Genomic DNA, 13887 nt, shown 5'->3' on the forward strand with positions numbered 1-13887 from the left:
TTTACTTAACAAATATGAAAATAATAATTACTTTTACTTTTGTTAAGTAAATAGTAGGCTATGTCAGATCGTACTTTGGGAGAATTTGAAGAGTTGGTTTTGCTTATGGTTGCCGCTTATCATCAGGCGGCCTATGGGGTGTTGATTCTGGAAAAGCTGGAGCAACAGCTCAACCGAAAACTCAACATTAGCGCCATTCATGTAGCGCTTAAGCGATTGGAGGGTAAAGGATTTGTTACCTCTAGTTATGGGGGTATAACAAACGAACGTGGGGGGAGACGCAAGAAGCTTTATGCCCTTACCGCGGCAGGAAAAAAGGCTCTGGATATCAATTATGAGCTTAGAACCGGCATTTATCGCCAAATACCCAACATCTCCTTTGGTCAATGAATCATTTTCCTCCCAAATATGCACTTAAATTTTTGCGCTGGTTTTGTCGCGAAGACTACTTAGAAGAGATAGAAGGCGATTTAGTTGAGGTTTTCGAGAAGCGTATGCCCCGGTCAGGGTTTTGGGCCAAAGTCTACTTCTATTGGTTAGTGCTCCGGTGTTTTAGGCCGGGTTTTGTGAAGTCATTTATTAAGGTCAATTATTCAAATACAACAATCATGTTTAGCAATTATCTTAAAGTTTCCTGGCGGAACTTACTCCGGCAGCCATTCTTTTCATCTCTCAACATACTTGGCCTGTCCATTGGTATGGCAGGGGCACTCATTATTGGTTTGTTCATTCATTTTGAGCTCAGTTTTAATCGTTCTTTTGCTGATTCTGAACGAATTTTTAGAGTTAATATAGACAACAAAATTGCGGGGGAAGTCAATGAATATGCAGCCGTATCAGGCCCGCTGGCCAATGTTATGCTTCGTGACTTTCCACATGCAGAGAGTATAACACGCTTTCGGCATACCAACAGCATATTTATTCGTTCGGAGAATGCAACGCACAATGTAAAGGAAGAACAGGTGGTGGGAGCTGACTCCGCCTTTTTTAGTTTTTTTGGGATAGACTTGCTGTATGGCGACCCACATTCTGCGCTGTCGGAAGTGAATAGTCTTGTGCTCACAAAGAGTGCTGCTGAGAAACATTTTTCTATCCATGAGGCCGTAGGGCAAATAATGATTCTTGACAACGACCAAAAATATTGGGTCAGGGGCATAATAGATGATTTCCCCAAAAACTCATTATTTAGAGATTACACTGTTTTAATCTCCATAAACAGTTTTGATGATTATGACAGTCCTGCCTGGAACAATTGGAACTTTCCCACCTTTATAAAACTAAATCCCGAAGCCACTAAGGCACAACTGGATGACTACCTGGCTACTGTTAAGGAGCGCTACCTTATTCCCTGGGCCATGCAGTTTATCCCCGGGCTTACAATTGAAAGCGCTCAGGAACAAGAAAGGACCACAGGAAACTACATGCGTTTTGAGTCCATAGCACTCACAGATATCCACCTCAAATCGCCTAATATTTCTGGTGAGTTTAGCCTGAATGGTGATATTAAAGACGTTTATATTTTAAGCTTCATAGGTCTGCTGCTCATCTTTTTGGCCAGTGTAAACTTTACTAACCTTTCTACGGCTCGGTCGCTCAACAGAGTTAAAGAGGTGGGTATTCGAAAAACATTGGGTTCTCATAGAAAAAGCCTTGTTCATCAGTTTCTGGTAGAATCCGGTTTGGTGTCTTTCCTTTCCATGGTTTTGGCGCTTTTGCTTAGTTTTTTGGTCTTGCCCTATTTCAACTACCTATCCAATCGCTCGCTCGAAATTCCGGCAGGTCAATGGCAGTTTTGGGCAGTGCTTCTGGTTGCTACCCTGGTATTATCATCGCTTTCAGGTAGTTATCCGGCTCTTTTTCTTTCCCGATTTTCCCCTATAAAAGCACTCAAAGGGCAAGGGGTTCAACCGTCCAATGGGGCTCATATTAGGAGCTTGCTCGTAATTGTGCAGTTTATGGTGTCGGTGTTTCTTATCGCCAGTACTTTGGTGGTATTTCAGCAGCTTTCCTTTATCAGAAATAAAGATCTGGGTTTTAAGAAGGAGCAGGTAGTTGTACTCAACGATGTGCAAGTACTTGGCAATAATGCCCTTACTCTAAAACAGGAAATAGAAAAATTATCTAACGTAAAAAGCGTGTCATTGAGCAGCTATTTACCAACACCTTCGGCCCGCAGCGGACTCACCTATTTTCCTGAAGGTCATGTGTTTGAACCAGATAAAGCAATAATAATTGGTCAGTGGGAGGTAGACTTTGACTACCTGCGTACCTTAGGCCTTGAGCTTGTGGCCGGTAGAGATTTTGACGACAAGTTAAAAACCGATTCGAGCACAGTCATTCTCAACGAGGCCGCTGTTGCCATGTTGGGTAAAACACCCCAATCTGCTATTGGGCTAAGACTAACGCAAGACTTTAAGCGTGAAGACAAGGAGAATATGGAATTTTCTACTGTGATTGGAGTAGTGAAAAACTTTCATTTTGAGACTCTTCGCAACAGTATTGACGGGTTAAGTCTGGTATTGGGTAAGGAAGCCAATCGAATGATGATAAAATTAGAGACAACTGATTATTCCAAAACCCTTGAGAAGGTAGAACAGCACTGGGCCAGCGTGGCAGATGGTCAGCCCTTTGATTATTACTTTATGGACGATTCCTTTGCTACGACTTATGACACAGAGCAACGTCTCAGTAAAATGTTTATCATTTTCACCCTCCTCTCAGTATTCATTGCCTGCCTTGGACTTTTCGGTTTGGCGGCTTTCAATGTTCAGAGGCGATCCAAAGAAGTTAGTATCCGAAAAATATTGGGAGCCAGTGTATTTAATATTTCCGTTAGCCTTTCTGCCGGATTTTTACGGTTGGTGCTGTTGGCCATACTTTTGGCTACACCACTGGCCTGGTACGCCATGAACAGGTGGCTTCAAGACTTTTCCTATCGTATTGATTTACCCCTTTGGGTATTTGTCTTATCGGCTATTCTTGCTATTGGAATCAGCTTGCTTACTGTGAGTTATCAAAGCCTTAGAGCAGCTATACGCAATCCTGTGCATGCTATCAGAAATGAGTAAGTCGCATTTCGTGCAATCGTAGCCTTAAATTTATTTCTGGCCGTGGAACAAATTTTTTGAAGAGCCCTATCTTTGAGTCCAAACAGAAATAACATGAGAAGAAAGATTATAGCAGGAAACTGGAAAATGAATAAAACCCTTTCAGAAGGGCTTGCATTGGCCTCTGAGGTGGTAAACATTGCTCAAGACGAAGTTCCCTCAGGAGTGTCGCTGGTATTGTGCACTCCGGCCATTCATTTGTCTCAGGTTGCTGCCATACTAAAATCTGCCGATCGTGTATTTCTGGGCGCTCAAAACATGAGCGAACATGAGTCAGGTGCATACACTGGCGATATTTCGGCCGATATGATTAAGTCAGTGGGTGCAGGATATGTGATTTTAGGCCATAGTGAGCGCAGAGAATATCACCACGAAACGAACGCTCAACTGGCGGCACGGGTCAAGTTGGCCTTAAATAAAGGGTTGACTCCCATTTTCTGTTGCGGGGAAAGTCTTGCTACGCGCGAGGCAGGAGAGCATGTAGGTTTTGTAAACAACCAGCTGAAAGAAAGCTTGTATGAACTTTCGGCCGAGGAGATGAGCAAAGTAGTAATTGCCTATGAGCCTATTTGGGCCATTGGCACTGGAGTAACTGCTTCTTCAGATCAGGCACAGGAAATGCACCAGAGTATTAGAGCCTCGTTGGCCGGTCAGTTTGGAGAACAGGTAGCCGGTCAGGTATCCATACTTTATGGTGGCTCGATGAAGCCCGATAATGCTGCAGAACTTTTGGCCCAGCCCGATGTGGACGGAGGATTGATAGGTGGTGCCTCTCTGAAGGCACGCGACTTTATTCAAATTGCTAAGTCGTACTAATGGACTTTATACAGATAAACGTTCACTGCGACCCGCCATTTCGAGAAATACTCATTGCAGAAATGGGCGAACTGGATTTTGAAACCTTTATGGATACGGAAGTAGGTTTCGAAGCCTATATTCAGGAAGAGTTGTTTAGCCACCCTGCTTTGCAAACGCTCTTTAACCGGTATAGAAAACAGACCAGAATTTGGTACGAACTCAAGAAAATACCTAAAGAAAACTGGAACGAGGAATGGGAGAAAAATTATGACCCAATAGCTGTTGGAGATCAGATTTATGTAAGAGCCACCTTTCACGAAGCCAAGCCTCAGGTGCCTTACGAGATTATTATTAACCCACAAATGTCTTTTGGCACCGGCCACCACGAAACTACTCACCAATTGCTGGCACTTCAGTTGACGGTAGACCACAAAGGTAAAAAGGTACTGGATGTAGGCTCGGGAACCGGTATTTTAGCCATTATGGCCGCCAAGCTGGGAGCCCTTTCCGTGGCGGCTACCGATATTGACGATTGGTGTATTGAAAACGCTTTGGAAAACTTTGGCCTTAATAATATAGAACCGGCTTTTGTGAAACAAGGTACCATTCATGAACTACGGCTCGGTGAGAGCTACGAAATCATACTGGCAAACATTAACACTCATGTACTTCTCGATGAAATGGAGGAGTATAACAAACTACTAAGCCCGGAAGGACATTTGTTCTTGAGTGGATTCTACGACACCGATAAGGCCAGAATAATGGAAAAAGCAACCTCATTGGGGTTAAAAGAGGTAAAATCTACAACCGAGAAAAACTGGGTTGCGTTAGTTCTTGAGAAAGTGGAGTAATCGCTCAAGAATATCCTTAATTATTCGTTCTTTAAGATAGCCAAATCCAGAACCCCTATGCACAAGAGCATTCTTTGGTCAATATTGCTCAGCTGTTTGTTAGTTCAGTCGCTTGCCGGACAGTCTTCCGAACCTGCCGACTCAGTAGTGCTTACCCCAAATGTTAAGACTATTGTTGAGGCTGCAGATGCAAGCATCTTTCCTCAGGAATATCACTTCTTTATAGAGAACTACCAGAACAATGGTTTTTCTGCCGTTACTAAAAACAATCTTTTACATGCTCTGCTAGCACTGGATAAAAAGCGAGTGAGAATTCGCTACGACATTAAAGAGCTGCTCGATGGTTTGCGTTTGGCCAGAGAGGAAAGAAGCTTTTCTTCCGAAGCCATGGAAAAACTGAGCTATTCTATTCGGAAGGCCGCAGAGAACTACGACAGGATTCAGCTCGACTACTACATAAAAACGCTTTATACATTCTTAAAAGATCAGGCAATTTATAAAGACCGTTACCAGGCAGTATTTTTTAGAAATGCCGAGTATGAAATTGCTTTCAATGAAGACAACTACTCTGACAATCTGATCATTGTTCAACAACCCGAAGAACCGGTTGACATTGAAACCTTAAAGGCTCAGGCGAGAGGAGAATATATTGAGCCAAAGAAGGAGGTTGCCGACCCCTTTACCAAAGAGATGCCCGAAATATATCGTGAAATGGGTTCAGTTATACACTTAAAGCGAGGCGATATAGTACTGGCCAGTCAGACCGATACCTTTACAATTGAGCGAACAGAAGGATATTTTCTGTTCGATCAGAAGTTGTTCAGAGGTCAGGATGGATACATAGACTGGACGGCCTTTGGTGTGGCCAAAGAGGCCATGCAAGTGAGGTTGGGTAGCTATGAATTTCCGGTAAATGCTCACGATTTTAAGTTCGAAAACGTATGGTTCAATCAGCCGGCTAAAATCGATGAGCCAATATCTGGCGAATTGACCCTGAACTTGCGTCCGGCCCGTAGCGAAAGAGGTACCTACCCCAGGTTTATCTCATACAATGCCGGAACACCCATAAAAGGACTTGGCTCTGAAAAGCTCACGTTCAAAGGAGGGGTCAATTATCAGGGCATGAATTTTTATTCGAAAACAGCTTATAATGAACCCTCAACTCTCATTGGCAGAGTAAACGGAGAGGTGCGATTTAAGGCTATTAGCAAAGACTTTGTATTTAATAACAAAGACTCGCTGGTTTCGGCAGTTCAGGCCAATATAACCCTCTACCACGCGCAAGATTCTATTTTTCACCCGGCCATAGAGTTTGTGTATGATTACAAGCGCGATCGTTTGGTGTCTAAAACCAGTGTGCCCGGTTACAAAACCACACCCTTTCGGTCATCTTTCTACAATATGGATCTTACCGGAGACCAGCTTTCATGGGATCTTAACAGCGACTCACTCAATATTTTTATCAATTCAGCCAGGGCCGATGTGCCCTTGAGCATAGAGTCCAAAGATTTTTATAGTGCCGATAGATTTCATGACCTGGCGCAGATATACAGTTTTCATCCGCTAATTGCCGCGGTAAACATGGCCAAGAAAAACGGGGGTGTTTTCTATACCTCGCAAATGGCCCGACAATACGGGGTAGATGAAGGTTTGGTAAAAAAGACCATGGAACTGCTTATGTCTAGGGGGCTGGTGCGTTTCGATGAAGTGTTGGGCGAGGTTGAGGTGTTGGCGAAGGGATATCATTACCTGGAGGCCAGCCGACAAAAAACAGATTATGACGACCTGATCATTTCTTCGGTGATAGCCAACGCTCCCAATGCCACTTTCAACTTTAAAGACTCGGTACTCACCGTGCGAGGGGTAGAAAAATTTTTAGTGAGCGACTCATTGGACGTAATCATTACCCCTACCCAGGGCGAAATTAAAGTGCTGAAGAACCGGGATATTGAGTTCGATGGTGCTCTAGATGCCGGAAATTTCCAGTTCAACGGAGAGAATTTTACGTTTCGCTACGATAGTTTTCTGGTGAATCTGGTAAAGATTGACTCCATAAAGCTGAGGGTAGAAATGGATGCAGGAAAGAAGGATGTGCTGAGCAATCAACTGGTAAAGACATCGGGTATTTTGCGTATCAACGATCCCGGTAATAAATCGGCTCTTAAATCAATGCCACAGTATCCTATATTCAGCTCTTCAGAAAGTGCAAGTGTTATTTTCGATAAGTCCGATGTGCTAAAAGGAGCCTATGATTCTACGGTCTATTTCGATGTACCTCCTTTTGAGTTAGACAGTGTGGCCGATGCGGATCCTTCCCAATATGCTTTTCAGGGAACCTTCTACTCCAACAATATTTTGCCCCAGTTCAAAGAGAATCTTAAGGTAATGCCCGATAAGAGTTTTGGATTTATACATGCCATTCCCGATAGCGGCTATAACCTCTATCAGACGGGAGGCCGTCTTTATGGAGAGGTACACCTCAACAAACAAGGTATTACATCGCCCGGGGTCATTGAGTTTCTCACCGGTAGGTTCGACAATGAGAAAGCCACCATGTTTTTAGATTCACTGGTGGCAGAAAAAGGTATTAAGGGAGAAATGCAGGCAGGGTTTATCGATACCGTTTCTTATCCGGCCATGAACATTGAGGCCTATTCCATGAATTGGCTGGCCAAGAAAGACAGCATGATTCTCAAAAACCTTCAAAAAGATAAGCCCTTTAATATCTTCGACAATCAAGCCAGGCTAAGGGGGAGCTTACTACTGAGAAAAACAGGGCTTTTTGGTTCCGGTGAACTAGAGCTTTCCGGTTCGGTACTCACCTCAGATTCCATTGCCTTTACCATTAATGATTTTGAAGCTAAAAACAGTGACTTTACACTTAAGGCAGACAATTCGGCCAAGCCTATACTTAGCTCTAAACAAGTACGAATAAACTTCGATGTAGAAAACCAAATGGCCACTATTGAACCGGAGGTGGCTGGAGCGGCAGCTTTGGAGTTTCCTTATGCCCAGTTCAAGACCTCCATACCCTCGGCTGTGTGGGATGTGAACAACAAACTGGTGACCATGAGTAAACCGGAAGATTCGCCCATAGAACAATCGTTTTTTTACTCTACCAACACTCGTTTAGATTCACTGGCCTTTAATGCAACCGATGCGGTGTATAACATTGAAACTAAAGAGCTTGATATATCCGGTATTCCGTACATAAAAGTGGCCGATGCCCTCATTACACCGGAAGGAAGCAAGCTCACGGTGTTGGAAAACTCCAAAATTGAAAAGCTTCAGAATGCGGTTATTTTAATGGATACGGCCGGGGCTTACCACCGACTCTACGATGCCGAAATTGAAATACTTTCCAGAACCAGCTTTAAAGGGCGCGGAACTTATGAGTTGGTGAATGCTGTACAAGATACCTTCGCCATTCAGTTCAACGATTTCCAATTCATTCCCAAAGACAAAGAGCATGGGCCACATACCCGGTCTAGCGGCCATGTATCGGCCGAAGAAGGTATTCGTATTTCTCCCGGTTTTATCTACGAAGGAAAAGTAACCATGTATGCCTATAAAAAAGCTCTGGAGTTGGACGGAGCAGTGAAGCTCGATTTAGAAAAGCTTAAAGAGCGCAATATCTGGATCGAATACTCGTCTAACGATGACATTGAGGAGGTGATCATACCTTTTGATGAGGCTACCACCCGTTTGGGGCAACCACTCAATGCCGGCATTCACTTCGATCAGGGGCAGCCTTACATGTCTTTTATAACCGAAAAGCGCAACCGGTTGGACGATGACTTTTTTGTGCCTCGCGGAGGGGTTCTTTATTACGATGCCAATAGCGGATCGTTCCGAATAGATAACCCTAAAAAGAAAGAAGATCCCTCCTACAATTTTGCCGGAAGCATGTTTAGTTACAACGAAGAACAGCAGAGTGTGACCTTTGAAGGTAAGCTCAAGTTCCTGTCGGGTAACAACATGGCCAATGTTCAGGCTGCGGGCAAGGGTAAAGGTAATCTGGATTCGGCCAAGTTTCAGGTAGACGCCATGTTTACCATGGGGTTTGGTTTGCCGCTGGAAGCTCAAGCCGCAATGGCCGGAAACCTGAAAGAGATGGGCGAAAAACTGGGAGTACCCAAAGCCCATGAAGACCGTTCGGAGCTTATTTACAAAGTGGCAGAGTTTATTGGAGACGAAGCCACCCGCACCTGGGATAGGTCGTACCAAACCATTCCCACTCCTTTGGTTGCTGCATCGGGAGGGGTGCTGAATAAAGACCTGGTGATAAGCAATGTTCATTTGGAGTGGTCTCAGCAGAACAAAGCTTTTTACAGCAAGGGTAAAATAAGTCTTTCCAATGTGAGCAACGTAGACCTGAATATGGAACTGGATGGCTACATGGAAATTAGAAAAACGCCTGAAGGAGACATTATGAATCTGCTTTTGGAAATGACCGATGGTACATGGTACTACTTTATGTACGATGGCTTTGTGTTAGAGGCGTTTTCTTCTAACGATGCTTTCAATGCCCTTATACCGAACATCAATGCGGGTAAGGCCAAGGTGGGTAACTTCAGGGCTATTCCAAGTACCAAAGAACGTGTTATTCAGTGGGTAATCGATTATAAAAAACTGTATTTTGGTGTCGATGAACCTTATCAGTTGCTAATGGCTTCAGAGTCTAGCCAAACACTCAAGAAGAAAGGCACTGTTGAAGGAGATGGTTTTGAAGAATAAAACGTATGAGAATTATATATCTGCTCATTTTTACACTTATCCTTCCGGTATTTGTTCAGGCCCAAGACTACGACTTTCTTAACAAGGAATGGAAGCGGCTTGACAGCAAACGAAATATTCAAATAGACATCACGGCTTTGGAAGTTTACTTGCACGATGGCACCAAAGTACCTTCGTCCGAGTTTATGCAGCACTTTATGAGCGTGGATCTGATGACCGCCTTCTATGTAGATGCTCACGGAACACCCAAAGCTGCTGTTTTTGAAGTGGCCAGCGAAGAAGCCAGACAAGCCAAAATCAGTACGTTCGAAAAAATGAAGGGGAGCGACTTTATGCTCAACAAAAAAGCTCCTGATTTTACACTAAAAAATTTAGAGGGAAATTCCATCAACCTACAAGATTTTAAAGGGCAGTATGTACTCCTCAATTTTTGGTTTGCAGCTTGCAAGCCCTGCATTATGGAAATGCCCGAGTTGAATGAGTTAGTGGAAGAGTTTAAACCTAAGGGAATCAACTTTTTGGCTATCGGACTGGATAACCCCGAACGTATCACAAAGTTTTTAGAGCAACACGCCTTCAACTATGAGCTGTTGCCTAATGGTCGAAGGGTGGCTCATTCTTACGGTGTAACCAGCTATCCTACCCATTTGCTGCTCGACCCCAACGGAAAAGTAATCTTTTCTCAGGAAGGCTATTTTCCAGGACTTAAGTATACTTTGCGCAAACGCCTCAAAGACGCTCTCGGCCAATGATAATCTTGTGACCATTGGTCTGTTATTTCTTTGTTAATCCATTAAATTGCACTCAAACGGACGATTTATATGAGTGCAACACAAGACTTTATCAACCAACATAAAGACCGGTTTTTAACCGAACTGTTGGAGCTACTTCGAATCCCTTCAGTTAGTGCAGACAGCCGCCACAAGGCCGATGTAAAAAAAGCAGCCGAATATATTCAGGAAAAATTAAAGGCAGCCGGGGCCGATAAGGCCGAACTGTATGAAACAAAGGGGCATCCGATTGTATATGGAGAAAAGTCTGTAAGTAGTTCGGCACCCACAGTGTTGGTTTACGGACACTACGATGTGCAACCGCCCGATCCCTTACACCTTTGGGATTCACCTCCTTTTGAGCCCGTAATTAAAAAGACGGACATTCACCCGGAAGGAGCCATTTTTGCCCGCGGAGCGTGCGATGATAAAGGCCAGATGTACATGCATATTAAGGCCTTTGAAGCCATGATGGCGGCCGGAGAATTAGATTGCAACGTAAAGTTCATTATTGAAGGTGAAGAAGAGGTGGGCTCTGATAATTTGGAGGTTTTTCTTCGAGAGCACCAACAAATGCTGGCCAATGATATTGTATTGGTTTCCGATACCGGAATTATTGCCAATGATGTACCCTCTATTACGGTTGGGCTCAGAGGACTGAGCTACCTGGAGGTAGAGGTTACCGGTCCTAATCGCGATTTACACTCAGGCTTGTATGGCGGGGCAGTTCCTAACCCCATCAATGTTTTGGCCGAGATGATTGCGTCACTCAAAGATGAAAAGAAGCGTATTAATATACCCGGGTTTTATAACGATGTGCTGGAACTCACTGCCGAAGAAAGAGCTGCCATGGCCAGGGCTCCCTTTAATCTGGAAGCCTACAAAAAGTCTATAGGGTTGAAAGATGTGGAGGGAGAAGAAGGCTACAGTACCATGGAGAGAGCTTCCATTCGCCCTACCTTAGATGTGAACGGAATTTGGGGAGGATATACCGGAGAGGGAGCCAAAACCGTGATTGCCTCAAAGGCATATGCTAAAATTTCTATGCGATTGGTGCCACATCAAGACCCGGATAAGATCACCGAGTTGTTCAAAAACCACTTTGAGTCAATTGCACCTCCATCAGTTAGTGTAGAAGTAAGGCCTCATCATGGAGCCTTGCCGGCCGTTACCCCAACCGACTCACCCGCCTATCTGGCTGCCGCAAGAGCAATGAAAGAAACATTTGGAAAAGAGCCGGTTCCTTTTAGAGGCGGAGGTTCCATTCCTATTGTAGCCTTGTTTGAGCAAATACTGGGTAGCAAGACCGTGCTCATGGGCTTTGGCCTCGACTCAGACGCCATCCACTCGCCCAATGAACACTACGGACTTTTCAATTATTATAAAGGAATTGAAACTATTCCGCTGTTCTACAAGTATTTTGCAGAGATGCGTTAATGAATCAGCCACTAATTTATACCTATGAATAAGCTAAAGTTACTTTTTGTTATAATAGTCGGGCTCATGGCTTTTAGCCAATCTTGGGCTCAGCTCAAGATTACCACCAACTGGACCTTCGATGCCTCCAAAACCGAGGTGCAAACCGGAGAAGTAATAGAGCTTATTTTTAAGGTGAAAATAATAGACAATTGGTACCTCTACTCTAGTGATATAGATCCTGACGTAGGGCCAATGGTAACAGAAGCCATATATGAGGATAACGACAGTTTTGAAGTGGTTGGAGACCTCATTCCCATTGATGCCAAAAAGAAGTTCGATAACATTTGGGAAGCAGATGTGACCTACTTTGAAGGTAAGGGTGAATTTAGGCAAAAGGTAAGGGTGCTGAAGAAAGACCTCAACATTTCCGGAACACTTTCATTTCAGACTTGTACCGATATAGATGGGCAATGCATACCCGGCTATGCCGATTTCGACTTCAATTTTATAAAAGTAGTTAGTGGAGAAGATCAACAGGCTGAGGGAGATTATAGTGTGCTTTTGCAGACCGATGATGGTGGCTCGCTTTGGGGATTCTTTTTGGCGGCTTTTCTCTTTGGTTTGGCTGCCCTTTTAACCCCCTGTGTTTTCCCTATGATTCCCATGACTGTAGCCTTTTTTACCAACAGCACCCAGTCAAGAGCCAAGGCCAGATTAAAAGCGGCCTCTTACGGAATCTCTATTATTCTCATTTATATTCTGGTGGGGCTTATCTTTAGTAGCTTCTTTGGAGCCGGTATTGCCAACGATTTGGCCACCGGAGCCATAGCCAATAGCCTGTTCTTTATCGTATTCGTGATTTTTGCCATATCGTTTTTTGGCTACTTCGAAATTAATCTACCAACCGGATTTGTCAATAAGATGGACAAGAAAGCTAATAAAGGAGGCTTTTTAGGGGTGTTCTTTATGGCGTTTACCCTGGTGTTGGTGTCTTTTTCTTGCACCGGCCCCATTGTAGGTACGGTTCTGATAGAGTCTTTTCAGGGGGCTAAGATAAAGCCATTGGTAGGTATGTTGGGCTTCTCTATCGCCTTTGCTATACCATTTACGTTGTTCGCCTTTTTTCCGGGTATGCTCAAAGAGTTGCCCAAGTCTGGCGGATGGCTCAACTCGGTAAAGGTAGTGCTGGGTTTTATTGAGCTAGGCCTTGGGTTCAAGTTTCTCAGTGTGGCAGATCAGGCCTATCATTGGGGCTTGCTCGATCGTGAAATTTACATAGCCATTTGGTTTGTGTTGGCACTAGGGCTCACCTTGTATTTATTAGGCATTATTCGCTTTCCGCACGATAGCAAAGTAAAGAAGCTTCATCCATTGCGGTTGGTGGTGGCCGCTATATCGCTGGCCTTTGCGGTATATCTGTTTCAGGGCTTTAGAGGAGCACCACTCAGTGGTTTGGCGGGGTATCTTCCTCCCGAAAAAAAGAAAGACTTTTCCTTTGCGGTTACCCTTGGATTGGAAGAAGCACCTGAGGTAGTAGAGGTGGCACCGGTAGGCTTTGACGGTGTAGTAAAATATGCCGACTTTCTGGAGCTTCCGCACAACCTGAGAGGCTTTTTCGACTATGAACAGGCGCTGGAGTTTGCCAGAGAAGTAAACAAGCCCATATTTATAGACTTCACAGGCCATGGTTGTGTAAACTGCCGCAAGATGGAGCAAAACGTGTGGTCTGCCGATCCAGTTTTAGAGCGGCTAAAGCAAGATTATGTGGTGCTGGCCTTGTATGTAGATGATAAAACCGAGCTGCCCGAATCGGAATGGTACACGTCCTCTTTCGATGGTAAGGTTAAAAAGACCATTGGCAAACAGAACTTCGACTTTCAAATCACCAAATTCAATGGAAATGCCCAGCCATATTATGTGTTGCTCGATACCAACGAACAGCCTTTGGTAGCTCCATTGTCTTACGATCCGGACGTTGAAAATTTTGTAGACTTTCTGGACAAAGGCAAGGCTGAGTTTGCCAGAAGAATGAGTGCCACTGCGGCATCGAGCACTACTCTTGATGACTAAGTGCCTTTTGGCAAAATTCAGTGCATGTTGAAGCAAACAAACGGTAATCGACTATAATTAGTCCGATGTTTTTTGAGGTACAGTTTCTAAAAAACCGCCATATACCGGGTGCTTAGGGTTGCTTAACAGCCTAAG

General features: G+C 44.2%; 8 protein-coding genes and 1 pseudogene. All 9 read left to right on the forward strand.

Features of this window, described 5'->3' with window-relative positions:
- Positions 1–60 precede the first annotated feature (60 nt).
- The 9 genes and pseudogenes from IE164_RS05485 to IE164_RS05520 all read left to right on the forward strand — a co-directional run bounded on the left by IE164_RS05485 (position 61) and on the right by IE164_RS05520 (position 13752).
- On the forward strand, positions 61–390 hold the full coding sequence (locus IE164_RS05485; protein WP_189629166.1) for a PadR family transcriptional regulator: 330 nt from the start codon (positions 61–63) through the stop codon (positions 388–390).
- Positions 387–560: pseudogene (locus IE164_RS18635) on the forward strand (permease prefix domain 2-containing transporter); the annotation flags it as partial. The gene IE164_RS05485 and the pseudogene IE164_RS18635, both read left to right, overlap by 4 nt.
- Positions 561–608: 48 nt before the next feature.
- On the forward strand, positions 609–3068 hold the full coding sequence (locus IE164_RS05490; RefSeq protein WP_189629167.1) for an ABC transporter permease: 2460 nt from the start codon (positions 609–611) through the stop codon (positions 3066–3068).
- 93 nt (positions 3069–3161) lie between these two features.
- A complete protein-coding gene (tpiA, locus tag IE164_RS05495) occupies positions 3162–3923 on the forward strand; it encodes a triose-phosphate isomerase (RefSeq protein WP_189629168.1) in 762 nt (253 codons plus the stop codon).
- The gene (prmA, locus tag IE164_RS05500) at positions 3923–4756 is read left to right on the forward strand and encodes a 50S ribosomal protein L11 methyltransferase (RefSeq protein ID WP_189629169.1); all 834 of its coding nucleotides are present in this window, start codon (positions 3923–3925) and stop codon (positions 4754–4756) included. The genes tpiA and prmA overlap by 1 nt, the downstream gene beginning before the upstream one ends.
- Before the next feature lie 57 nt (positions 4757–4813).
- Positions 4814–9493 (forward strand): hypothetical protein, encoded by a 4680-nt coding sequence (locus IE164_RS05505; RefSeq protein WP_189629170.1) that lies wholly within the window; start codon positions 4814–4816, stop codon positions 9491–9493.
- A 5-nt stretch (positions 9494–9498) separates the two neighbouring features.
- Complete coding sequence (locus IE164_RS05510) at positions 9499–10245, forward strand: peroxiredoxin family protein (protein WP_189629171.1); 747 nt, start codon at positions 9499–9501, stop codon at positions 10243–10245.
- Positions 10246–10314: 69 nt separating this feature from the next.
- A complete protein-coding gene (locus IE164_RS05515; protein ID WP_189629172.1) occupies positions 10315–11700 on the forward strand; it encodes a dipeptidase in 1386 nt (461 codons plus the stop codon).
- Between the two features lie 24 nt (positions 11701–11724).
- Positions 11725–13752, forward strand: a complete 2028-nt coding sequence (locus IE164_RS05520) for a protein-disulfide reductase DsbD family protein (protein WP_189629173.1) — start codon at positions 11725–11727, stop codon at positions 13750–13752.
- Positions 13753–13887 lie beyond the last annotated feature (135 nt).

The sequence above is a fragment of the Roseivirga thermotolerans genome (assembly GCF_014653175.1).
GTDB classification, from domain to species: Bacteria; Bacteroidota; Bacteroidia; order Cytophagales; family Cyclobacteriaceae; genus Roseivirga; species Roseivirga thermotolerans.